The 24,996-nt window shown below is 33.1% G+C and carries 25 protein-coding genes; 19 read left to right on the top strand and 6 right to left on the bottom strand.

Translation table 11 applies throughout. The features are described from left to right. Positions 1-137: 137 nt before the first annotated feature. The 14 genes from N534_RS0104360 (at position 138) to N534_RS0104425 (ending at position 17,371) form a co-directional block, all read left to right on the top strand. Complete coding sequence (locus N534_RS0104360) at positions 138-1,118, top strand: pyruvate dehydrogenase complex E1 component subunit beta (RefSeq protein ID WP_028891312.1); 981 nt, start codon at positions 138-140, stop codon at positions 1,116-1,118. A 77-nt stretch (positions 1,119-1,195) separates the two neighbouring features. Continuing rightward, positions 1,196-3,700 carry a DUF5686 family protein gene (locus N534_RS0104365; protein ID WP_028891313.1) on the top strand — a complete coding sequence of 835 codons (2,505 nt, stop codon included), beginning with the start codon at positions 1,196-1,198 and terminating at the stop codon, positions 3,698-3,700. A gap of 102 nt (positions 3,701-3,802) precedes the next feature. Next, positions 3,803-4,330 carry an inorganic diphosphatase gene (locus N534_RS0104370; RefSeq protein ID WP_028891314.1) on the top strand — a complete coding sequence of 176 codons (528 nt, stop codon included), beginning with the start codon at positions 3,803-3,805 and terminating at the stop codon, positions 4,328-4,330. A 119-nt stretch (positions 4,331-4,449) separates the two neighbouring features. After that, positions 4,450-6,888 (top strand): sodium-translocating pyrophosphatase, encoded by a 2,439-nt coding sequence (locus tag N534_RS14425; RefSeq protein ID WP_038005503.1) that lies wholly within the window; start codon positions 4,450-4,452, stop codon positions 6,886-6,888. A 67-nt stretch (positions 6,889-6,955) separates the two neighbouring features. Next, positions 6,956-8,272 carry an aminodeoxychorismate synthase component I gene (gene pabB, locus N534_RS0104380; RefSeq protein ID WP_028891315.1) on the top strand — a complete coding sequence of 439 codons (1,317 nt, stop codon included), beginning with the start codon at positions 6,956-6,958 and terminating at the stop codon, positions 8,270-8,272. 65 nt (positions 8,273-8,337) lie between these two features. Continuing rightward, the gene (locus N534_RS0104385; RefSeq protein WP_028891316.1) at positions 8,338-8,847 is read left to right on the top strand and encodes a hypothetical protein; all 510 of its coding nucleotides are present in this window, start codon (positions 8,338-8,340) and stop codon (positions 8,845-8,847) included. Continuing rightward, the gene (locus N534_RS0104390; protein ID WP_028891317.1) at positions 8,847-9,668 is read left to right on the top strand and encodes an alpha/beta hydrolase; all 822 of its coding nucleotides are present in this window, start codon (positions 8,847-8,849) and stop codon (positions 9,666-9,668) included. The genes N534_RS0104385 and N534_RS0104390 overlap by 1 nt, the downstream gene beginning before the upstream one ends. Positions 9,669-9,690: 22 nt before the next feature. Further along, on the top strand, positions 9,691-11,004 hold the full coding sequence (tilS, locus tag N534_RS0104395) for a tRNA lysidine(34) synthetase TilS (protein WP_028891318.1): 1,314 nt from the start codon (positions 9,691-9,693) through the stop codon (positions 11,002-11,004). 23 nt (positions 11,005-11,027) lie between these two features. Then, positions 11,028-12,992 (top strand): cytochrome c biogenesis protein CcdA, encoded by a 1,965-nt coding sequence (locus N534_RS0104400; protein WP_028891319.1) that lies wholly within the window; start codon positions 11,028-11,030, stop codon positions 12,990-12,992. A 73-nt stretch (positions 12,993-13,065) separates the two neighbouring features. Continuing rightward, positions 13,066-13,650, top strand: a complete 585-nt coding sequence (locus N534_RS0104405; protein WP_028891320.1) for a DUF4126 domain-containing protein — start codon at positions 13,066-13,068, stop codon at positions 13,648-13,650. A gap of 58 nt (positions 13,651-13,708) precedes the next feature. Continuing rightward, on the top strand, positions 13,709-15,244 hold the full coding sequence (locus N534_RS0104410) for a YifB family Mg chelatase-like AAA ATPase (RefSeq protein WP_028891321.1): 1,536 nt from the start codon (positions 13,709-13,711) through the stop codon (positions 15,242-15,244). A gap of 133 nt (positions 15,245-15,377) precedes the next feature. Next, positions 15,378-16,385, top strand: a complete 1,008-nt coding sequence (locus N534_RS0104415) for a TlpA disulfide reductase family protein (protein ID WP_028891322.1) — start codon at positions 15,378-15,380, stop codon at positions 16,383-16,385. Positions 16,386-16,489: 104 nt separating this feature from the next. After that, positions 16,490-16,783: a hypothetical protein gene (locus N534_RS0104420; RefSeq protein ID WP_051435844.1), complete on the top strand. Its 294-nt coding sequence runs from the start codon at positions 16,490-16,492 to the stop codon at positions 16,781-16,783. An 81-nt stretch (positions 16,784-16,864) separates the two neighbouring features. Next, entirely contained in the window at positions 16,865-17,371 is a 507-nt protein-coding gene (locus tag N534_RS0104425; protein ID WP_028891324.1) for a ferritin, read from the top strand. 72 nt (positions 17,372-17,443) lie between these two features. Here N534_RS0104425 and ahcY read toward each other — a convergent pair whose 3' ends face one another. Further along, positions 17,444-18,760: an adenosylhomocysteinase gene (gene ahcY / locus N534_RS0104430; protein WP_028891325.1), complete on the bottom strand. Its 1,317-nt coding sequence runs from the start codon at positions 18,758-18,760 to the stop codon at positions 17,444-17,446. Between the two features lie 62 nt (positions 18,761-18,822). Between ahcY and N534_RS0104435 the strand changes: the two genes are divergently transcribed. The 5 genes from N534_RS0104435 to arfB all read left to right on the top strand — a co-directional run bounded on the left by N534_RS0104435 (position 18,823) and on the right by arfB (position 21,864). After that, on the top strand, positions 18,823-19,449 hold the full coding sequence (locus tag N534_RS0104435; protein ID WP_028891326.1) for a 4'-phosphopantetheinyl transferase superfamily protein: 627 nt from the start codon (positions 18,823-18,825) through the stop codon (positions 19,447-19,449). A 127-nt stretch (positions 19,450-19,576) separates the two neighbouring features. Further along, positions 19,577-19,837 carry a hypothetical protein gene (locus N534_RS0104440; protein WP_028891327.1) on the top strand — a complete coding sequence of 87 codons (261 nt, stop codon included), beginning with the start codon at positions 19,577-19,579 and terminating at the stop codon, positions 19,835-19,837. Beyond that, complete coding sequence (gene pnuC, locus N534_RS0104445; protein ID WP_028891328.1) at positions 19,821-20,453, top strand: nicotinamide riboside transporter PnuC; 633 nt, start codon at positions 19,821-19,823, stop codon at positions 20,451-20,453. The genes N534_RS0104440 and pnuC overlap by 17 nt, the downstream gene beginning before the upstream one ends. Beyond that, positions 20,414-21,067: an AAA family ATPase gene (locus N534_RS0104450; RefSeq protein ID WP_028891329.1), complete on the top strand. Its 654-nt coding sequence runs from the start codon at positions 20,414-20,416 to the stop codon at positions 21,065-21,067. The genes pnuC and N534_RS0104450 overlap by 40 nt, the downstream gene beginning before the upstream one ends. A gap of 395 nt (positions 21,068-21,462) precedes the next feature. Then, a complete protein-coding gene (arfB, locus tag N534_RS0104455; protein ID WP_028891330.1) occupies positions 21,463-21,864 on the top strand; it encodes an alternative ribosome rescue aminoacyl-tRNA hydrolase ArfB in 402 nt (133 codons plus the stop codon). 287 nt (positions 21,865-22,151) lie between these two features. On the opposite strand, the gene N534_RS0104460 is transcribed toward arfB, so the two are convergent. Genes N534_RS0104460 through N534_RS0104480 form a run of 5 tightly spaced genes read right to left on the bottom strand, consistent with a single transcriptional unit; the run spans position 22,152 to position 24,949 of the window. After that, on the bottom strand, positions 22,152-22,862 hold the full coding sequence (locus tag N534_RS0104460) for an aromatic aminobenezylarsenical efflux permease ArsG family transporter (RefSeq protein ID WP_028891331.1): 711 nt from the start codon (positions 22,860-22,862) through the stop codon (positions 22,152-22,154). Beyond that, a complete protein-coding gene (locus N534_RS0104465) occupies positions 22,863-23,303 on the bottom strand; it encodes a nitrophenyl compound nitroreductase subunit ArsF family protein (RefSeq protein WP_028891332.1) in 441 nt (146 codons plus the stop codon). It abuts the gene before it with no gap. Positions 23,304-23,322: 19 nt separating this feature from the next. Continuing rightward, positions 23,323-24,300 (bottom strand): permease, encoded by a 978-nt coding sequence (locus N534_RS0104470; protein ID WP_028891333.1) that lies wholly within the window; start codon positions 24,298-24,300, stop codon positions 23,323-23,325. Beyond that, positions 24,293-24,700, bottom strand: coding sequence for an OsmC family protein (locus tag N534_RS0104475; protein WP_028891334.1), 408 nt, complete (start codon positions 24,698-24,700; stop codon positions 24,293-24,295). Before N534_RS0104475 ends, N534_RS0104470 begins: the two co-directional genes overlap by 8 nt. Before the next feature lie 12 nt (positions 24,701-24,712). Then, positions 24,713-24,949, bottom strand: coding sequence for a thioredoxin family protein (locus N534_RS0104480; protein WP_038005507.1), 237 nt, complete (start codon positions 24,947-24,949; stop codon positions 24,713-24,715). Between the last annotated feature and the right edge of the window lie 47 nt (positions 24,950-24,996).

Here is a 24,996-nt window from a genome sequence, read left to right on the forward strand (position 1 = left end):
AAATTTTTTACTCAACTTTAATCTGCCTCAAATTTAAGGTATTAATATGACTTTATCATTTGTTGATTTTAAAGCTACAATATTACCCCTATTTTTATTATTTTTGCACTCTTGATAAACAACTACTTATAAAACGTATGAAAACAGTACAATTTAGAGAAGCCGTTTGCGAAGCAATGAGCGAAGAAATGCGCAGAGATGAAAGCATTTATTTGATTGGTGAAGAAGTTGCTGAGTACAACGGAGCATATAAAGCCAGTAAAGGAATGTTAGACGAATTTGGAGCAAAACGTGTAATAGACGCTCCTATCGCTGAATTAGGTTTTGGTGGTATTGCTGTAGGATCAGCAATGAACGGTAACCGTCCTATTGTTGAGTATATGACTTTCAATTTCTCATTAGTGGGTATTGATCAAATTATTAACAACGCTGCCAAAATTCGTCAAATGAGTGGTGGACAATTTAACTGCCCTATCGTTTTCCGTGGTCCAACTGCATCTGCAGGTCAATTAGCAGCAACACACTCACAAGCTTTTGAGAGTTGGTATGCAAACTGTCCTGGATTAAAAGTAATTGTTCCTTCGAACCCTTACGATGCTAAAGGATTATTAAAAGCAGCTATTCGTGATGATGATCCAGTAATTTTTATGGAGTCTGAACAAATGTATGGTGATAAGATGGAAATCCCAGAAGGAGAATACATTATCCCTATTGGTGTAGCTGATATTAAAAGAGAAGGTACAGATGTAACCGTAGTTTCTTTCGGTAAAATTATTAAAGAAGCTTACAAGGCAGCTGATGAATTAGCTAAAGAAGGTATTTCAATAGAAATTATCGACTTACGTACCGTTCGTCCAATGGATCATAAAGCCATTTTAGAATCTGTAAAGAAAACAAACCGATTAGTTATTTTAGAAGAAGCATGGCCTTTCGGAAGTGTATCTTCAGAAATCACTTTTAGAGTACAAGACGAAGCATTTGATTATTTAGATGCTCCTATTAAAAGGATAACAACTGCCGATACACCAGCACCATATTCACCAGTTTTATTGGAAGAATGGTTACCTAATGCTGATGATGTTATAGCCGCTGTAAAAGAGGTAATGTATCGTAAGTAATTAAAAGAAAAAAAAGAAATTGAAAAAAATAAAATCCTTTTGGCACTCGTCAAAAGGATTTTGTAGTAAGTACACAAATGAAAAACCTACTAACACTACTATTATTCCTAACAACCAGCTACTTAAGTGCTCAAATAACACTACAAGGTAGAATTGTTGATGAATTTAACACTCCTTTACCTTTTGTTAATGTAGTTCTAAAAAACACCACTTTTGGAACTACTACCGATGATGACGGTAAATTCTATTTAAAAACCCCTAAAAATAGAGGTCTCCTAGAGATTTCATTTGTAGGTTTTCAAAAACAAACATTAAAAGTAAATCAAAAAACAAAATTTTTAAATGTTGTTTTAAGAGAAGAAAGTAATCAATTAGACGAGGTTGTTATTGTTACCAAACCTAAAAAACGCTTGAAAAAGAAAGAAAACCCCGCTTATAAAATTCTAAAAGAAGTTTGGAAACGTAAAAGAAAAAACGGGCTTGATTTAGTTAACCATTATCAATACAAGAAGAATACTTCAATAGAAATTGGTCTTAATAACTTAGACACACTTTTCCTGAAGAAGTTATTTAAAAACGAATACAAACAAGCAATTAAAGAAGTTCAATACGATAGTGATGGTATTAATTATTACATACCTATTTATATAAATGAACAGGTTTCTAATATTTATGGTAATAATGTAAGTAATGCTGTAAGAGAAGATATTGAAGCTGAAAAATCGGAAGGATTAAATGCGCAAGGGTTTGTTTTTGATCGAATGGCTAACACTTTTCAAAATATTGATGTATTTCAAAACGATATTACACTATTAAGAAAATCATTTGTAAGCCCGTTATCTACAGATGGTTTTTCTACTTACGACTATGTTTTATATGATAGTATTGTTGACAACAACCGAAAATTATACAATATTTACTTCTTTCCTAGAAGAGATGGTGATTTAGCATTTCAAGGAAATTTATGGATTGCAGACAAAAGCTTTTCAGTGAAAAAGCTAAAAATGAAAGTACATAAAAGTATTAACTTAAACTTTGTAAGAGGATTAACTTTTGAGAAAGAATTTGAGGTTAGAAATGATAGCATATACATTCCTACTAAAAATGCTTACGAAGGAGACTTTACCTTTCTTGACAAAAACGACAGTAATAAAGGATTAACAATTAAGAAAAACATTACGTTTGAAAACTACATTTTAAACAAACCTCTTTCTGAAAAATTCTACGAGGAAAAAATTGAAAAAATAAGACCTAATCAGTATGAAAAAGGAGACGCATACTGGGATTCTGTTCAAAATGATGAAAGTAAGAAAACGTATAAATTAATCAAAAACGTTAAAAAGAAAAAGCAAATCAAAAACATCACAGGACTTATCAACACTGTTTCTAGCGGATATATAAACACTAATTTAGGTTTTCAAGTCGGTCCTTTTTGGACTCTTTTTGCGAACAATCAAGTAGAAGGATTTAGAACTAAATTAGGATTTAGAACCTTTGTAACCAAAGACGATAGATTTCGCCTAACAGGTCATGTTGCCTATGGGTTTAAAGACAAAAAAGTGAAATATGCTGCCGAGGGTCGCTATCTATTATCCTACAAACCTAGAATAGCAATAGGAGCCGCTTATCAAAAAGATATTGAACAATTAGGTAGTACCTTGTTAAACACCACACAACTTTTAGGTAGAAGTTTTGGTACTGCTGCTGTATTTTCAAGAGGCGATAACTATTTCTTATCTAATGTAGAAAAGATTGCTACAAATTTTGACTATCAAATTCAACAAAATTTACACTTTGGCATAAATCTTTCTCATGCTAAAATCTCCTCTGCAGACGAAAGATATTTCTCTATGGATTATATTGATGAAAATGGAGATATACAGTCAAAATTAACAGATGTAGCCTCAGACATCTATCTTACATATACCCCAGGTAGATTTGTATATGGTTTAGGCGTAGAAAGACGTTTTGGAAGTAATGTTTTTCCAACCTTGGTTTTAAACTACCGTAAAGGATATAAAGACGTTTTTAACGGTACACACAGCTATGATAAAATTCAATTCAAATATAACCAGCCTATTTTACTAAGTAAATTTGGTGTTTTAGATGCTACTTTTGAAGCTGGAAAAACTTTTGGAAATGTACCAATAGCTTTACTAAGTCCTGTGCCTGCCAACCAGTCATTTTCACTGGTTAAAGACACTTTCACCTTATTAAACTATTATGATTTTGTTACTGATGAATATTTAGCAGGACATTTTGAACACCATTTTAATGGTTATATTTTAAATAGAATTCCATTATTAAAAAAACTAAAACTTCGAAGTTTAGTAACTTTTAGAGCAGCTTATGGAACCGTTTCAGCAGAAAACAAAGCTATAAACGCTGGAAACGTAAATTATAATGCTCCAAATAAAGTATACTATGAATATGGTTTTGGACTAGAAAATATAGGATATGGTAACTTACGTTTTCTTAGAGTTGATGCTATTTGGAGAAGTAATTACACCCCTCCTGTAGGCTCTACAGTTGCACCAACACCGAAGTTTGCTATTCGTATAGGAATTAAACCTGGCTTATAATCATACAATTAACCATAAAATAAACCACTTTTTTTCTTATAAAAACTAATAAATCGTTACTTTTGCAAACCGATTTTAGAAACGAAGAAAAGTTAAGAATATATGACCGCAAAAGAAAGAAAAACAGTAGATGTTTTAATTGAAATTCCAAAAGGAAGTAGAAATAAGTACGAGTACGATTTTGATTTAGGAAAAATTCGTTTTGACAGAATGTTATTTTCTTCAATGATGTACCCTGGTGATTATGGATTTATTCCTCAAACTTTAGCATTAGATGGAGATCCATTAGACGTATTAGTTTTAGGAGCAGAACCAACTTTCCCAATGTGTGTTATGGAAGTAAAGCCAATTGGTGTTTTTCATATGGCTGATGAAAAAGGTCCAGATGAAAAAATCGTTTGTGTACCTGTATCTGACCCTATTTGGAACAAATACAATGATTTATCTGACTTAAACCCTCACCGTCAACAAGAAATTACTCACTTTTTCCAAGTATATAAAGACTTAGAAAAGAAAAAAGTTGATATTGGAGATTGGGGTAATGCAGATGAAGCTTACGAAATTTTAGATAAATGTTTAGAGCGTTATGAGAATAGCGAACATAAAGCTAATGGAAATTTCAAGATTTAATCTGTAAAAATTATCCTATATAAAACAAAAAACCTCTCAGTTACAACTGAGAGGTTTTTTGTTTAGTTATTGATTTTGTTATATTTACGAACACTTATAACTAATCAAATAACAATAACATGAAACAAAACATGATATATGTGCCAATACTTTTGGCACTTTTAGGACTCATTTTTATGTATATAAAAATGATCTGGGTTAAAAAACAAGATGCAGGAAATGAAAAAATGCAATCCATTTCAAAAAGTATTAAAGAAGGAGCTCTTGCTTTTTTAGCTGCTGAATATCGATTATTACTAATTTTTGTTATTATCGCTTCATTAGCACTATTCGGTATTTCACAATTAGTAGAAACTACAAGTATAATGATTGTTCCTGCATTTATTATAGGAGCAATTTTCTCTGCCTTGGCAGGAAACATAGGAATGCGTATTGCAACCGATGCTAATGCAAGAACAGCAGAAGCTGCCAAAACTAGTTTACCACAAGCTTTAAAAGTATCTTTTGGTGGTGGAACCGTAATGGGACTTGGTGTCGCTGGTTTAGCTGTTTTAGGTCTAAGTTTATTTTTTCTAATATTCGTCGGTCAATTTATTACAGATGATGGAAATTTCTATAATGAAATGACTGTCGTACTAGAAGCTTTAGCTGGTTTTTCTCTAGGAGCTGAATCTATTGCTTTATTTGCTCGTGTTGGTGGAGGTATTTATACCAAGGCTGCCGATGTAGGTGCCGATTTAGTAGGTAAAGTAGAAGCAGGAATCCCAGAAGACGACCCTCGTAATCCTGCTACCATTGCAGATAACGTTGGTGATAACGTTGGCGATGTTGCTGGTATGGGAGCCGATTTATTTGGTTCATACGTAGCAACAGTATTAGCAGCCATGGTTCTTGGAAACTATGTTATTAGAGATATGTCAATAGACTCTACTTTTTCCGATGCATTTAACGGAATGGGACCAATATTACTTCCATTAGTAATTGCTGGAGTTGGTATTGTAGCTTCCATTATTGGAACTTTCTTGGTAGGAATTAAAGACAATACAGCAAAAGAAGCAGAAGTACAAAAAGCATTAGATACAGGAAACTGGGTTGCTATTATTTTAACCTTAGCAGCAAGTTTCTTCTTAATTAAATGGATGCTTCCTGAAACAATGCAAATGAAATTCTTTGGGGCAGGTTTTAAAGAAGTGCCTTCTATAAATGTATTTTGGTCAGCCTGTATTGGTTTAGCCGTAGGTGCTTTAATTTCTATGGTTACTTCTTACTACACAAGCCTAGGAAAAAAACCTGTATTAACTATTGTACAAAATAGTGCTACAGGAGCTGGTACTAATATTATTGCTGGTTTAGCTGTAGGTATGAAGTCTACTTTCTTGTCTGTTTTATTATTTGCAGCTGCAATTTACGGTTCATATTATTTTGCAGGATTTTACGGAGTTGCTTTAGCAGCTTCAGCAATGATGGCAACTACTGCTATGCAATTGGCTATTGATGCTTTCGGACCTATTGCTGACAATGCTGGTGGAGTTGCTGAAATGAGCGAATTAGAAGATCATGTTCGTGAGCGTACTGATATATTAGACTCTGTTGGAAACACAACTGCTGCGGTTGGTAAAGGTTTTGCCATTGCTTCTGCTGCCTTAACTGCTTTAGCTTTATTTGCAGCTTATGTAACTTTTACAGGGATTGACGGAATAAATATTTTTAAAGCAGATGTATTAGCTATGCTATTTGTTGGAGGAATGATTCCTGTAATATTTTCAGCATTAGCAATGCAATCAGTGGGAAAAGCAGCTATGGAAATGGTACATGAAGTTCGTCGTCAGTTTAAAGAAATTCCAGGAATTATGGAAGGAACAGGTACCCCTGAATACGCAAAATGTGTAGATATCTCAACCAAAGCTGCCTTAAAAGAAATGATTTTACCAGGGTTAATAACTATCATCACCCCAATTATTATCGGATTATTATTTGGCCCTGAACCTTTAGGTGGTTATATGGCTGGTGTTTGTGTATCAGGTGTTATGTGGGCTATTTTCCAAAATAATGCTGGTGGTGCATGGGACAACGCTAAGAAATCTTTTGAAGCAGGTGTTGAAATCAACGGAGAAATGACCTACAAAGGTTCTGATGCTCATAAAGCAGCAGTTACTGGTGATACTGTTGGAGACCCTTTTAAAGACACCTCTGGACCCTCAATGAATATTTTAATTAAACTTACATGTTTAGTTGGTTTAGTTATTGCTCCAATATTAGGCGGGCATACTTCTTCTGAAACAAATGAAGAGACAGAAAACATTAAAGTTTGGATTGACAAGAATGGTGAAAAACATGAAATAAAACTTTCTACTGATGCTGAATTTACCACAGAAAACAAATTAGAAAACATCGTTAAAGTAAATATTGAAAAGAATGACGATGGTACTGCTAAAGCAACCATTACAACCACTACTATTAAAAATGGTGAAGAAGTAACTGAAGAAAAAACTTTTAAAGGTACTTTAGAAGAAGTAGAAAAGAAAATTAAAGAATACGAAAATTCAAAAGAAGAATAATCCTCAAATTCGTATAAAACTCAAACCCGATAGCAGTATTTCTATCGGGTTTCTTATTTTTGTGGCGATGTCAAGAACCGTCCGTATTTTTTCTATAGACACCCCTGAGCTCTTCAAACAAAAGCTATTTGTTTGGGCTAAACAGTTTGAAACAGCTATTTGGTTAGATTCTAATAATTATGAACAACAATACAGCTCTTTTGATTGTGCTTTAGCTGTAGAAGAGTTTACTTCTATTAAAACAGATTACTATAACGCTTTTGATAAACTAAAAGAATATCAATCTTTCACCAAAGACTACATCTTTGGCTACATTAGTTATGATGTTAAAAATGATACTGAAAGACTAATCTCTGATAATTTTGATGGGCTTCATTTTCCTGACTTGTATTTTTTTCAACCTCAAAAATTAATTTTCATCAAAGGAAATACAGTTGAATTTCACTATTTACAAATGATTGATGATGAGCTAGAAGAAGATTTTGAAGACATTATTGAAACCAATCCTATTATTCAAAATCATGAACAAGAAGAAACAGATGAAGTAAAAATAAAACTCCGAATACATAAAGATGAATACCATCAAAAAGTAGAAAAAGTACTGGAGCATATCCATAAAGGAGATATTTATGAAGCTAACTTCTGTCAAGAATTCTATGCAGAAGACACAATCATAAATCCGTATAAAGTATACACGCAGTTAAACAAAATATCAGAACCTCCATTTGCTACTTTTTTTAGAAATGACAATCATTACTTGCTTTCTGCTACTCCAGAACGGTATATTAGAAAAGAGGGGGCTAAAATTATTTCTCAACCTATAAAAGGAACTGCAAAACGACTTATCAATCCTATTGAAGACGAGAAAATTGCTTTTGATTTAGCTCGTGATGAGAAAGAACGATCAGAAAATATTATGATTGTAGATTTAGTTCGTAACGACTTATCAAGAACAGCTAAAAAAGGAAGTGTTCAAGTAGAAGAACTATGTAAAGTATACTCTTTTAAACAAGTTCACCAAATGATTTCTACTGTAGTTTCAGAAATTGAAAATACTACACATCCAGTTGATGTAATCAAAGACACCTTCCCCATGGGCAGCATGACCGGAGCTCCCAAAATTTCAGCCATGAAAATCATTGAAGAATTAGAAGAAACCAAACGTGGTTTATACTCTGGAACCGTTGGCTATTTTACTCCAAATGGTGATTTCGATTTTAACGTAGTTATCCGAAGTATTTTATACAATTCAGAAAACAGATACGTTTCATATTCAGTAGGTGGTGCTATTACAGCAAAGTCTACTCCAGAAAAAGAATATGAAGAATGTTTACTAAAAGCCAAGGCTATGAAGTATGTTTTAACACATACTAATAAAAGTTAACTATATTTATAGCAAATACTCACTGAGTATTTTACAATCAAAAAACTATTTAAAAAAATAAAGAGATGAACAACGCCTTTAAAATTTTGCTTTTTGTTGCTGTAATTGCAACAGCAGTTTCTTGTAAATCAAACAAATATTCATTTTTAAATGAGTATCCGACTAAAACTGTTCCTTTAACTGACAGCACTAATTTTAGCAATCATGCAGAAGGTAAACTATTAACAAAATCACAGCAAGAACTTTTAAAATTACCTTCAATTTTTGAAGATCAATTAACTGAAGAAAGTAAAATTGGTGTTTCTTATCTTCCTAAATTATCAGAAAATTTCCAATCAGTTGTTTATTATTTTTATCCAAACAACAACGAGCTTATTTCGATGTTAGTAACTTATGATAAGCAATTCAATATAATTAACAGTCAAGTACTAGCTTATGATGAAATTGCTGAAGGAATGCTAAGAACTACCTCTACTCTTAACAAAAACAGTATTGAATTAGTTGAATACATTTCTGATTCTCCTTCTACCATAATTTTTAATATTTTAGAAGACGGAAACATAACCAGAGACTAATGACACACAATACTTTTACATTCAATTTTCATAAAACCGAGTTTTTTGGTCAATATTGGCAACCTGAAACTATTAAAGCTATAGTTGTTATTATTCACGGAATGGGAGAGCACTCTGGTAGATATGACCATGTAGCGAAAAAGCTAACAGATAATAATTTTGGAGTAATTGCTTTTGACCACTTCGGTCATGGAAAAACCACAGGAAAAAGAGGTCATAACCCAGGGTTTGAATATGTATTAGAAAGTGTAACCAAACTTATTGATAAAGCTAAAGAGGTTTTTGGTGATAAACCAATCTTTTTATATGGGCATTCAATGGGAGGAAATACTGTAATTAACTACACACTTAGAAAAGAACATCAACTACAAGGAACCATAGCTACAAGTCCTTTTTTACGATTAGCATTTGAGCCACCTGCATGGAAATTATCATTAGGAAAGCTTATGCAAAAAATCGCACCTTCAATTACTTTGGGCAATGAGTTAGATGTAAATGATGTATCTCGCGATCCGGTTGAAGTTCAAAAATATATTGATGATCCACTAGTGCACGATAAAGTAAGCCCTAATTTCTCTTTATCTTTTATTGATACTGGCGAATGGGCTATTAACAATGCCAATTCTTTAAAAACACCTATGCTTTTACTACACGGTACTGGCGATAAAATTATTGACTATAAAGGAACTGAAGCTTTTGCTAACAATAGCTCAAAAGCTAGTTTAAAATTATACGAAGGTGGATATCATGAGTTACAAAATGACTTATGTAAAGAAGAAATGCTACAAGACGTAGTTAACTGGTTAAATACTCAATTATAATAGTTACCTCCTGTTGTTTTTTATGCTCCAAGAATTAGCTAAACATATTGACAAACATTTTTCTTTTTTAAAAGGTAAAAAACTACTCATTGCTATTTCTGGTGGAGTTGACAGCGTTGTATTAACACATTTATTACATCAACTTAAATTTGATATTTCCTTAGCGCATTGCAACTTTCAATTAAGAAGTGAAGAAAGTGATAAAGATGAAGAATTCGTTAAAAATCTAGGAAAAAAACTAAACCTTAACACATATACAATTCGTTTTAATACGAATGAATATGCTGTTAACAATAAATTATCAACACAATTAGCTGCGAGAGAACTTCGTTATAGTTGGTTTGAAAAATTAAGCAACGAACATTCTTTTTCACATTTACTTACAGCTCATCATGCCGATGATAATTTGGAGACTTTTTTAATTAACCTATCTCGTGGCACAGGATTGGAAGGCTTAACAGGCATCCCTCCTATTAATGGAAGTATTGTACGCCCGTTACTTGTTTTTTCTCGCGAGGAAATTTTAAACTATGCAAAACAAAATAATATTGAATGGCGTGAAGATGAAAGTAATTCAGAAATCAAATATCTTCGAAATAAAATACGCCATCAAGTTACCCCTATATTAAAAGAACTGAATGCTAGCGTTTTAAAAAACTTCAATAAAACAATTGATCACTTAAAAGAATCTCAACAAATTATTGATGATAAAATAGAGGAAGTTGCCCATGAAATTATTACAAAAGAGGGTGATTTATTAAAAATCAACATTGAAAAACTGTTAAAGTTATCCAATCCAAAACCCTACCTCTATCAGTTGCTAAAGCCCTATGAATTCAAGGAATGGAACGATGTTTACAACCTTATTTATGCGCAATCTGGAAAGCAAATTTTAACAAAAAATTATACTTTGTTGAAAGACAGAGATTTTTTATTACTTTTACGCACTAGTGAAAAATCCTCTAACGAAGAGGAGGTTTACACTATTAGGGAGGAAAACAAAGAAATTACAGCTCCAATTAGGCTGCTACTGAAAAGGGTTCAAAAAAAAACAGATACTGATCAAAAAAGTATTTATGTTGATAATGAACTTCTTAGTTACCCCCTAAAACTTAGACGGTGGAATTCCGGCGATTTTTTTTATCCTGCAGGAATGCTAGGTAAGAAAAAAATAAGTAAGTATTTTAAAGACGAGAAAATATCAATCATAAATAAAAATAAAATTTGGCTCCTCTGTTCTAGTAAAAATGAGATTATTTGGATTATAGGAAAACGACAAGACAGACGCTTTTTACCAACAGAAAGAACGACCAAACTATTACAAATTAGTATTTAATTAACCCCATCAAACTACATAGAATGAAAAAATTCTTTACTCTATTTTTATTATTCATAGGTTTAGCGGTTTATTCTCAATCTGATGATAACCCTGTTGTTGTAACTCCTAAGGTAGAGAAGATCTCTGATACCGAGTACGACCTTATTTTTGACGTATTAATAGCTGAAGACTGGCACTTATACTCTCAGTATAACCCAGAAGACGCTTCTTTACCTATGACAATTTCACCTGCAGAAGGACAAACTGGATATACCCTAAACGGTAAAGCTAAAGAAAGTGAAACAGAAACACAGTTTAGTGAAATCTGGGGAAAAGACGAGATCTTTTTCGTTGAAGAAGGTAAATTAGTACAGCGAATTACTGTTTCTGACTCTACATTAACGAAGGTAACTTTAAATCTTGATGCTCAAGTTTGTAAGGAATACTGTTTACCTTTTGATGAAGATTTTACATTCTCTTTAACAGGCGAAGTTGTAGAACAAACGGTTGCAGAAGTTGATGATAAAAGTAAAGAGTTATCACAATCTTTAAATTTAGATTTAAAAAATACTGTTTTATTAAAAAGCTCAACAGACACAAGTGCTGATGGAGAAGAAAAGGATAACAGTTTATTAAATATCTTTTTATTAGGTTTTGTTGGTGGATTATTAGCGTTTTTAACTCCATGTGTATTCCCAATGGTTCCTTTAACTGTATCATTCTTCACAAAACGTACAGAGAAAAAAGGTAAAGGTGTTGGTAGTGCAGTTTTATATGGTTTCTTTATCGTATTAATCTACGGATTAATAAGTCTTCCTTTCCATTTCTTAGACACATTAGATCCTGAGATTTTAAATAACATTTCTACCAATATTTGGTTAAACTTATTCTTCTTTGTTATTTTAATATTCTTTGCAGGTTCTTTCTTTGGTTTCTATGAATTAACTTTACCTAGTTCTTGGAGTAATAAAGCAGATAGCGCTTCTAACGTTGGAGGTTTCTTAGGAATATTCTTCATGGCATTAACATTAGCTATTGTATCGTTCTCTTGTACCGGTCCAATTTTAGGTTCTTTATTAGCAGGATCGTTAAGCGGTGGTGCTATGCAATTATCTATAGGTATGGTAGGATTTGGTTTAGCTTTAGCATTACCATTCGCTCTATTTGCAATGTTCCCTAACTGGTTAAACACTTTACCAAAGTCTGGTGGCTGGTTAAACACAGTTAAAGTTGTTTTAGGTTTTATTGAATTAGCTTTCGCTTTCAAATTCTTATCTAACGCAGACTTAGTTGGTCACTGGGGACTATTAAAAAGAGAAATCTTTATCGGTATTTGGGCTTTAATTGCATTCTTATTAGCTTTATACTTATTTGGATTTATTGGAAAAAAATATGGAAAAATGACTCTTTTCAGAGTGTTAGTAGGTATAGGTGCATTAGCTTTATCTGTATACTTAGCTCCTGGAGTAATGGAAAAACCAGCTTGGAATCAAAATGAATTATTAAGTGGTTTTGCTCCACCTAAATTCCATAGTATTTATGAAAAAGACAATCACTGTCCACTTAACTTAAACTGTTTTAAAGATTTTGACGAAGGTATTGCTTACGCTAAATCTGTTAACAAACCAGTTTTACTAGATTTTACAGGATGGGCTTGTGTTAACTGTCGTAAAATGGAAGAAAATATTTGGAGTCAACCAAACATCTACTCTTTAATTAATGATGATTATGTATTAATTTCATTATATGTAGATGACCACCAAAGAATGTTACCTGAAGATGAGCAGTTTGATTTTATAAAATCTAACGGTAAGGTAAAAAGAATTAGAACGTATGGTGATAAGTGGGCTACATTACAAGCAGCTAACTTTAAAACTGCTTCTCAACCATTCTATGTATTAATGAGTCCTGAGTTAGAAGTATTAAACTCACCTCAGCAGTATACAGATCATACAACATACTACAATTGGTTAAAAACTGGTTTAGACCGTTTCAATAACAACTAATACAGTATTTCATAATATTTATAAAGCCTCTTTTTTTAAAGAGGCTTTTTTTATATCTTACATAAAAAAATAGATGACGCCAGAAACAATCATCAGTATCTTTTTAGGTATTGGGTTAGCCGCTTCAGTCGGATTTAGAGTCTTTTTACCCTTATTTGCTTTAAGTTTAGCTGGGTATTACCAAATTATTCCTTTAAATGAAAGCTGGGTATGGGTAGCAAGCGCCCCTGCTATTATTACCTTGGGTGTTGCCACTTTACTTGAAATATTTGCCTATTACATCCCTTGGTTTGATAATTTACTCGATACCATAGCAATTCCGTTAGCTGCTATTGCAGGTACAGCAGTAATGGTTTCAACCGTTGCCGATTTATCACCTGTAATTACTTGGGCTTTGGCAATTATTGCTGGTGGAGGAACTGCAAGTGCTATAAAAGGCACTACTGCTTCGGCTCGTTTAACTTCTACAGCTACAACAGCTGGAGTTGCAAATCCTATAATTTCAACAGTAGAAACAGGCTCTTCTGTAGTTATGTCTGCTTTCTCCATTTTTTTACCTATAATAGCTATCATTTTTGTTGTTCTTATCTTCTTAAGCATGCGAAAATTATACAGATTTGTTTTTCCTTCATTAAAAAAAGAAGAAGATCTACCATAACTAAATCATCAATAACACCTTAACATATTTTTTATATCTTTAACAGAAAGAGAAAAATATGCTAGTAAAAGTTTATGGAAGCGCTGTTTTTGGTATAGAAGCAACCACCATTACTGTTGAAGTAAATATTGATAAAGGAATAGGTTATCATTTGGTAGGATTACCTGATAAAGCGGTAAGTGAAAGTTCGTACAGAATCTCGGCTGCTTTGGCAAACAATAACTATAAACTTCCTGGTAAAAAGATAATCATTAATATGGCTCCTGCTGATATTCGAAAAGAAGGTGCTGCATATGACCTAACCTTAGCTATTGGAATTTTAGCTGCGTCTAATCAAATCCAATATGAAAACATAGGAGATTATATAATTATGGGAGAACTTTCTTTAGATGGAGGTTTACAACCTATTAAAGGAGCATTACCTATAGCTATAAAAGCGCGTGAAGAAGGCTTTAAATACTTAATTCTACCTAAAGAAAATGCGAAAGAGGCTGCTATAGTTAATGACCTAAATATTTTGGGCGCAGATAATATTATGGAAGTTATCAATCATTTTGAAGGCAATAAACTAATAGAGCCGACGACAGTGGATACTCGAGCTGAATTTTATAAACACATGGATTTTCCAGAGTTTGATTTTGCCGATGTAAAAGGACAAGAATCAATTAAACGCTGTATGGAAATTGCCGCTGCTGGCGGACATAATATTATATTAATTGGGCCTCCAGGTGCAGGAAAAACAATGCTAGCAAAACGACTTCCTTCAATTTTACCTCCAATGACCTTGCATGAAGCTTTGGAAACTACTAAAATACATTCTGTAGTAGGAAAAGTAAAGAATACTGGTTTAATGTATCAACGTCCCTTTCGTTCACCTCATCATACAATATCTGATGTTGCACTAGTAGGTGGCGGACAATATCCTCAACCGGGTGAAATCTCTTTAGCACATAACGGAGTTCTATTTTTAGATGAGCTACCTGAATTTAAACGTACAGTTTTAGAAGTGATGCGTCAACCTCTAGAAGATAGAGAAGTTACGATTTCTCGTGCTCGTTTTACAGTAAATTATCCCAGTAGCTTTATGTTAGTAGCAAGTATGAACCCTAGTCCTTCAGGGTATTTTAATAACTCAGACGCTCCTATTACCTCCTCTCCTGCTGAAATGCAACGTTATTTAAGTAAAATATCGGGCCCACTATTAGATCGAATAGATATCCATATAGAAGTAACTCCTGTCCCTTTTGAAAAACTCTCTGAAGAACGTAAAGGAGAAAGTAGTATGGATATTAGAAACCGTGTTACTGAGGCTAGAGAACTACAAACGGAACGATTTAAAGAATTTGACAATACTCATTACAATGCTCAAATGAACGTAAAACAAATACGTAAATTCTGTAAAATTTCAGAAGAAAGCAAACAACTTTTAAAAATAGCTATGGAGAAACTAAACCTTTCTGCTAGGGCCTACGACAGGATTTTAAAGGTATCTCGAACCATTGCAGATTTAGCAAACTCAAAAGATATTCAATCAGAACATATTACTGAAGCTATTCAATATAGAAGCTTAGACCGTGAAGGTTGGCTAGGATAATTATAAAGCTAGAATTCAAGCAAGTATACAACTTTAAAACAGTTAGGGAAATGTTAAAAAATTGTGCTTTCATTTAAAATCACTAATTTAGACGCTTATTATAACGCTGGATAGCAAAATTAAACACACCCTAATGAAAAAACTAGTTTACTTATTGGCATTTTCTATTGCCTTAGTTTCATGTAAAGAGGAACAAAAAGATTATGTGACTTTTTCTGGAAAAATAACCAACAAAAACTCTGATTCTGTTGTAATATCTAACCCTCAATTTAAATTCAACAGAGTGATAAAAGTTGATGAAAATGGTATGTTTAAAGATACTATGAATGTAAAAGATGGCTTTTACAGACTTTTTGATGGTAAAGAATACGCTACTTTATACTTAAAAAACGGAGCTGATATTAACATGACTCTTGATACTAATGAGTTTGATGAAACTATCACTTTTACAGGAGAAGGTTCTAAAGAAAGTGCTTTCATCGCTAAATCTTCTATAGAGCAAGAAGCTTTATTTGGAGATAAAGAATTAATGGATTTACCAGAATTAGACTTTAGAGCTAAAGTTTCTGATTTTGTTGATGGATTTAACAAAAGAGTAGATGAAGCTGCTTTAGATTCTACTTTTGCTGCAAATCAAAAACAAAGTATTACTGGTTTAGAAAAATACTTAACTAAAGTATATAACGACAAACAATACTTAGCAAAAAACTTAGCTAAAGGAATGGAGTCTCCTAAGTTCGTAGATTACGAAAACAATGCTGGAGGTACTACTTCTTTAGATGATTTAAAAGGAAAATACGTTTATATCGATTTATGGGCTACTTGGTGTCAACCTTGTAAAAACGAAATTCCTTTCTTAAAGCAAGTTGAAGAAAAATATCACGAGAAAAATATCGAGTTTGTAAGTATTTCTGTTGACAGACAAAAAGATTATGAAACTTGGAAACAAATGATTGTTGACAAAGAATTAACAGGAGTTCAATTATACGCTAAAGAAGACAAGTCTTTTATGGATGCGTATAAAGTATCAGGAATTCCAAGATTTATTTTATTAGATCCTCAAGGAAATATTGTAGATGCTAATGCTCCAAGACCTTCTAATCCTAAATTAGTTGAGTTATTTGAATCATTAAACATCTAAGTCTTAAAAGACATTTATAACTTAAAAAGCCTGCAAAATTTGCAGGCTTTTTTATTACTCTGCTATTCTTCTTTAGATTTATTAAAAATAACTATATTTGCCGAATGAATTTTTTCGTAGAAGATATATCATTTAAAATTTCTTATGGTGGTAGAAACTATTACCAGCTAGATTTAGGTTATAAAGTAATAGACTTTACTTTTTGTCAATTACTAGCCTTTAGGAAAAAAGTCTTAGAATATGCTTCTTACGAATCATTAGAAACGATTATCGACGGCGATAACTTCGTACTCCTTTTTGCAGCAGACAACAAGCACCTATTATTCTTAGATGTACCTCAACTTATAGAGTTAAAAGAGCTTCTTTTATCAGTATTTAAGCAGAAAAGTCTTTACTAAGACTAGCTTTAAATTAGCCCCTCTATTCTTTTTAGAGTCTTATAATCTGTATCTTTATAGTATTAAAACTAAACAAATATTATGGAAACAGCAATAAGAAGAGACATGATTTTAGATGTGGAAGTAGTTGATTTGCTAAACCACCAAATAACGATGGAGCAACAAGCTTCTTCTAAATACCTAGCTATGGCATCTTGGTGCGACCAAAGAGAGCTTAGAAATAGTGCTACTTATTTTTATAAGCAAGCGGAAGAAGAAAGAGCTCACATGATGAAGATTTTTAAATTTGTAAACGATAATGGTGGTAGTGCCATCTCTCCTACTGTAACAGAAGTAGCACATGAATTTGAAAGCTTACGAGCTATTTTCGAGGCTTCTTTGGATGCAGAAATAGAAGTTACTAAATCAATTCATAACGTATTTAAAACTGCAAGAAAAGTAGGTGATTTCACTTCAGAAATCTTTTTACAATGGTTTGTAACAGAACAGGCCGAAGAAGAAGAAAAAGTAAGAGATATTTTAGACTTAATCGATTTAATGGAAGGTATGCCATTAAAAATGATTGATGAGCGTATTCCTACCGAATAAAACTTTTATAAACAGTATAAAAAAATCCCGCAACTAAGTTGCGGGATTTTTTTATGTCTTGACTCTATGAATCTAGTATCTATAGTGTTCTGGTTTGTATGGACCTTCAACAGTTACACCAATATATTTCGCTTGGTCTTCACGTAACTCAGTTAACTCAACACCAATCTTCGCCAAGTGTAATTTTGCTACTTTTTCATCTAAGTGTTTTGGTAACATATACACATCATTTTCATACTTATCAGCATACTTCCATAATTCGATTTGCGCTAGCGTTTGGTTTGTAAATGAGTTTGACATTACAAAACTTGGGTGACCTGTAGCACAACCTAAGTTTACTAAACGTCCTTCTGCCAATACAATAATATCGTTTCCTTTAACTGTATACTTATCAACTTGTGGTTTAATTTCAACCTTAGTATCTCCGTAAGTTTCATTTAACCAAGTCATTTGAATTTCATTATCAAAGTGACCAATGTTACAAACGATAGTCTTGTCTTTCATTGCTTCGAAGTGCTCAGAACGAACGATATCTTTGTTACCAGTAGTAGTAATTACGATATCAGCCTTTCCTACAACAGTTTCTAATTTCTTCACTTCAAAACCGTCCATTGCAGCTTGTAACGCACAAATAGGGTCAATTTCAGTAACAGTAACGATAGAACCAGCTCCACGGAAAGATGCCGCAGTACCTTTACCAACATCACCATAACCACAAACTACTACTCTTTTACCTGCTAACATTACATCAGTAGCACGACGAATTGCATCTACTGCAGATTCTTTACATCCGTATTTGTTATCAAATTTCGATTTAGTAACCGAATCATTTACGTTAATCGCTGGCATTGGTAACGTTCCGTTCTTTACACGCTCATATAAACGGTGAACTCCAGTCGTAGTTTCTTCTGATAATCCTTTAATTCCTGGCGCTAACTCAGGATATTTATCCAATACCATGTTGGTTAAATCTCCACCATCATCTAAAATCATGTTTAATGGCTTCTTATCTTCACCAAAGAATAATGTTTGTTCAATACACCAATCAAACTCTTCCTCGTTCATACCTTTCCAAGCATACACAGGAGTACCTGCAGCAGCAATAGCAGCAGCAGCTTGATCTTGCGTAGAGAAAATATTACAAGAACTCCAAGTAACCTCAGCTCCTAAAGCTTGTAACGTTTCTATTAAAACCGCAGTTTGAATCGTCATGTGTAAACATCCTGCAATTCTTGCACCCTTTAAAGGTTGCTCCTCTTTATACTCTTCTCGTAAACTCATTAACCCTGGCATTTCAGCTTCTGCCAATTCAATCTCTTTTCTTCCCCAATCAGCTAAAGAAATATCTTTAACTTTGTAAGGAACATATGTTGCGGTTTTTGTGCTCATATTTTTGTATATTTATGTATCTTAAATTTGAGTCGCAAAATTACGAAATAACTTTCTAAAATATGCCTCTTTACAAAACATTAACGGTAAACAACCATGCTAAAGCATTGATTTGGAAGATTGAAGAATCTTTTGAACAACTTTCTAACGGCGTTTCTTTAACAAAAGGAAATCAACAAAGAGTAAACGGTATGAAGTCCGATTTACACCAAAGAGGCTTTATGAGCGTACGTCACTTACTAAAAGAAGTTGGCTATACCGATGACGATTTACTGTACGATGGCTACGGAAAACCACACCTAAAAGACGGCAAATTCATTTCAATAACCCATTCATTTACCTTTTCGGCAATAATTATTTCCGATACACAACCTGTGGGGATAGATATTGAAATGCAACGCGACAAAATTCTGAAAATTGCACACAAGTTTACTCCTATAGAAGAATACAAATCTATTGCCAACCACGATGCTTTGGTAAGTAAATTAACCATTGTTTGGGGAGCCAAAGAAAGTTTGTATAAAATCTACGGAAAGAAAAAACTCCGCTTCTTAGAAAACATTTACATTGAAGATTTCTCTTTTGAAACAAATGTAACTACTGGAAAAATTTTATACGAAGGACAAACCTCTGAGTACGACATCCACTTCTTAGAAATGGAAGGATTTACCTGCGTATGTGCTTGTTAAAAAAGGCAACATACCCTCCTACTCCAAAACTCTGCATCTTTGAAACTTTGAAAAAACTCCCAAAACCTTTACCATGCAACAACAACTTAACTTTAGTAACTTTGCATCTTTCTAATTTGGAACAACAATGAAAATATCCGTAGAATTGACTTTAAGTCCGCTTCAGAACGAATTTGAAGAACCAATTATCAATTTCATCAAAAAATTAAGAGCCTCAGGTTTAACCGTATTAGAAAATCCGTTAAGTACGCAAGTGTATGGTGATTATGATACCGTGATGAGTTTAGTTACTTCTGAATTAAAAAATGCTTTTGAATTAATTGACAACGGATTGCTATTTATGAAAATCGTAAAAACCGATCGTAGCGATTATGAGCCAACTTTTTGATTTCCTTTTTGGGCAGTATGCTGATTACAACCCTATCCATGTTTGGCTGGAAATTATTGCGGTAATCTTTGGGTTTTTATCCGTTTGGTATTCAAAACAGAATAAAATTTGGGTATTCCCTACGGGGATGATAAGCACCGCTATTTTTGTATATCTCCTATTAAAATGGGAACTGTTAGGCGATATGATGATTAACGGGTACTACTTTATGATGAGTGTATACGGTTGGTATATCTGGACACGAAAAGTAGACGCCACCCATGTAACTCCTATCTCTAGAACCACCTCTAAAGAAAAAAAACAAAGCATAGCTATATTTGTAGCCACCTTAGTTTTCGTCTATGCTGTTTACACCGTTTTTGATAAATGGACTAGCTGGACAGCTTATGTAGACACCGTTACTACTGCTATTTTCTTTGTAGGAATGTGGCTGATGGCAAAACGAAAAATAGAAAACTGGATTTATTGGATTATTGGCGATATTATCTCCGTTCCACTGTACTTTTACAAAGGATTCACCTTTACCAGTTTTCAATATTTATTATTTACCTTTATTGCAATTGCAGGATATTTAGCATGGAAAAAGCACTTACACAACAACCCATCAACCTTGTAAAGGTGGTATTATTTGGACCTGAAAGCACAGGAAAAACAACACTTTCTGGTCAGTTAGCACGTCATTACAATACCGTTTGGGCTCCCGAATTTGCGCGTGAATACTTGCAAGATAAGTGGAACAACGAACGTAAAACTTGTGAGCAACACGATTTAATTCCGATTGCCGAAGGACAAATGGACTTGGAAAATGAATTGGCTAAAAAAGCGGATAAAGTACTCATCTGTGATACCGATTTATTGGAAACCAAAGTATATTCTGAAGAGTATTATGGCGGATTCGTAGATCCGAAATTAGACGAGGCTGCCATTGAAAACACTTACGATATTTATTTTTTAACCTATATCGATACGCCTTGGGAAGCTGACGATTTGCGCGACAGACCTGAGCAACGTTTGGAAATGTTCAAAGCCTTTGAAAATGCGTTAAAAAAATACAACCGTCCGTATGTGTTGTTGAAAGGTGATAAAGAAACCCGTTTGAAAAAAGCAGTAGAAATTATTGATGCGTTACTCTCTAAAAAAGAAAACTTATACTCTTTTTCCGACACCCTTACCGATTTAGATATGCATTTTATGCACCAATCACCCGACACACCTAATTACGATATGTAAAACACACGTGTTGTCATTACGAGCCTTTCGACTGTCGCTCAAGACAGATTAAAAACGAAGCAATCTTTAAATTATGAGTTCTCAATATACAGATTACTTCGTCGTATTCTCCTCGTAATGACGTTAGGTTTCTTCTTACTCGTCATTGCGAGTGAAGCGAACCAATCTACTTAACTCTAGCTACAAATACTATTGAGAGTTACTAACTTTCAAGTATAAGATTTCTCACTTCCGTTCCACTACAGTTCGAAATGACGCACGTTTTGTCATTTCGACCAGAGAGAGAAACCGCAAGGTTCAGCGGAGCTAAATCTCACCAATAGGAGTAACTTCTATTATTAAGCCCCTTTACAAACAGCAATAGATTTTCTATATTTGAGACATTCACAAACACTATGAACAAAGAACAACTTTTAAAAGAACTCAACTTTAAAGCCGTACGAAGCTCTGGTGCGGGCGGACAGCATGTAAACAAAGTATCCTCTAAAGTAGAGTTGAGTTTTACTATTGAAGACTCGTTAGGACTCTCGGACAAAGAAAAAGCACTACTCCTTAAAAACTTAGCTAATAGACTTTCTAAAGAAAATACACTCATACTAAGCTCTCAAGAAAGCCGCTCACAACACCGTAACAAAGAATTGGTTACGGAACGATTTTTTAACCTAGTAGAACAAGCTTTAGTGGTTCCTAAAGTACGTAAAGCTACCAAACCTAAAAAAGCAGCGATTACCAAACGATTAGATGAAAAAAAACAACACGCTGAAAAAAAAGAAAACCGAAAAAAGTTTCGGTTTTAGTTTTATTAAATAATTTACAATGCTCGTATTTATTATTTCCAATGGTATTTTATATGAAAAAGTAGCAGATTTCACGCACGAACTTTTCGGTTAAACACAGATTTTAAATTTGTAAAATTCATTTTGATTTGACACTTAAACCGTTATTTTTTATATACATCTTAAGTTAGCAATTGGATTTATTCCGTTCAACTTGGTTTTCAGTGTTGGCAAAACATACTCTTTGGCAATTTTTAGAGTAGTGTTGACTGGTGCGAATTGTAAATGTGTATGGCTTTTAACTTTGACTATTTCAAAATTCCCGTGAAAATTAAAACATAATACAATCCTGTCAAAATGAAAACAACTCCTGCAACTGTTCGCATTACTTTTTCGATTTTTGTAATTCTGTTGTAGAATATACCAACTTTTCCTGCTGTAAAAGCCAATAAATAAGTAAAAAGAATTACAGGCAATCCTGTTCCCAATGCGAATACAATGGGCAAATAGAGTCCGTCAGCTGATGTAATTGTCATAGGAATTAACATTCCAAAAAACAATGCTCCACTATAAGGGCAAAATGCCAAAGCAAAAACGACACCTATTAAAAAAGAACCTAAAAGCCCTTTGTTCTTAAATTTTTCAGATAGTTTTTCTTGAAAACTTAATTTTTCTAAAAAATTGAGCCTGATAATATTTAACATAATCAACCCAATGATTATCAATAATGGTCCTAAATATTTCTCTCCATTCTGATTGAAAAATCGAGCGATATGAAATTTACTTGCACCAAAATATAATATCAAACCAATTGTAGTATAACTAAACCCTCTACCTAAAAAATATAACAGTCCGCTTAAAAATACTTTTCGTTTGCTCGAAATGTTCTTGGAAATAAATGCGGTTGCGGTAATGTTCGTCGCCAAAGGACACGGACTAATGGCTGTCATTAGTCCAAGTATTAATGCCGATAAAATAGGAATATTGTAGTTCTCTAAAAGCGATTGCAAAAAATCCATTTAGAGCGTTTTTAATTCCGTATCTATTTTAGCTTTCAACTCTTTGGAAAATGCATCTTGGTCATTTCCATTTATAAAGGCAAAATCCGTAAGATTTATTTGGGTTTCTTTTCCTTTTTTAATCACATTTAAGATTAAAGAAGTTCCTGATGCCTCAAATTTTTCAGCAATTTTTTCATTCTCCTTTTCATCTACATTGATAACCTGAAACGTAATTTTACCTTCTTTAAGTTCTTTTGCAAAGTAAGTGTCCAAAGTGTATTTCGTATTTGCTTCAATTGCATTGCACGTCATACATCTATGTGTAGAATGAAAGTCCAAAACTTCAATTTTTGAAATGGATTTATTTAAATAAGTTGTTTTGTTTTTATTTTGACCATTGCAAGATGTAAGTATTAGTCCGATTGCTAAAACTGAAAAAAAAATGATTGTTTTATTCATTTTGTTTAGATTTTATGGTTTATAATATGATGTTAAATAAGTACCCTGAAATGATGATGCAAAGTGTAACGACTCCAAAAAAGATGGCAATTAATTTTAAGGTCATTACTTTTTTTAATAACATAGCTTCTGGCAATGAAAGTCCAACAACTCCCATCATAAAAGCGATTGCAGTTCCTAACGGAATTCCTTTAGCAACCAATACCTGAACTACTGGAAGTATGCCTGATGCATTTGAATACATTGGTACAGCCAAAACCGTAGCAATAGGAACAGCAAAAAGATTGTCCTTGTCCATATATTTTTCAAAAAAACCTTCTGGAATATATCCGTGCATTAGTCCACCAATTGCAATTCCGATAATTACATAAGGAATGATACCTTTAAGAATTTTCATAACTTCTGCCCAAATAATTGGCAAGCGTTGTTTAAAGGTTTGTTTTTCTGCTTGAAAGATATCTTGTTCTCTTTGTGCGTTTTCTAAAACTTTTTTAACCCAAGGAGTTAAATAGGATTCCAATTTTAATTGTTGAAGTATTATACCAGAAATAGTTCCTAACAAAACGCCACTAACCACATAAATTAAGGTTGTTTTAATGCCAAATAAGCCAACAAAAAGTCCGATTGCAACTTCATTAACCAAAGGTGAAGTAATCAAAAATGAAAAGGTTACACCTAACGGAATTCCTCCTCTAACAAAACCAATAAATAACGGAACTGAAGAACAAGAGCAAAAAGGCGTTACTACGCCAAAAAGACTTGCCATAAGATATTCTAATCCATATAATTTATTTCTTGACAGATAGTTTTTAACTTTGTCAATTGGAAAATAGCTGTTGACGATTCCCATAAAAAATATGACGACAAAGAGAAGTAATAAAATCTTTGTGGTATCATAAATAAAGAAATTTAAAGCTTCTGCAAGATGTTGTTCTTGGTTCAAGTTCAAGACATCATAAACAAACCAATCCGCTATATTTTGTATCCAATCAAACATTTTCAATCATGCTAATAGTACCTGAAATTGAACAAGATAATTTTACTGTATTGTAGATAGTTCCAAACTTTTCAATATTCTTTTTAAGTAAACCAGAATTTAATTTTTTATCGTTACTGTAAATTGTGAGGTTGTAAACAATATTTTCCATTCTTGGTGGGTTTTCAAGACGTGTTGCATTTACTTCAATAGTGGCTTTTGTATAGGTGAATTTCATCATACCTGAAAACCGTTCCACGTTTTTCAATATACAGGAAGCAAAAGACCCCAAGAATAATTCGGCAGGATTTGGCAAGTTTTCGGCAGTTTTTGCAGTTGTTCCGAAATCTATATTTGATTGCTTAACATGGATAATTGCATCTTTATTTGAAATGGAAGATGCTTGGATTTGATAATTCATAGTTAGGTTGAATTAGTTTAAAAGAGCCAAAACTTCATCTTTCGAAGGCACTCTACCTTTTATTGTAATCACATCATCTATAACCAAAGCTGGTGTTGTCATTACGTTAAATTTCATAATTTCCATTATATCTTCAACTTTTTCAATTGTTGCATCAATGTCATTTGCTGAAACAACATCTTTAACTACAGTAGTCATTGATTGGCATTTTGAACATCCTGTCCCTAAAATTTTAATTACTTTCGTCATAATATTTATATTTGTTTATCGCCAATATACGATAGGTTTATTAAAAA

It is taken from the genome of Tenacibaculum sp. 47A_GOM-205m (assembly GCF_000518405.1).
Lineage (GTDB): Bacteria > Bacteroidota > Bacteroidia > Flavobacteriales > Flavobacteriaceae > Polaribacter > Polaribacter lutimaris.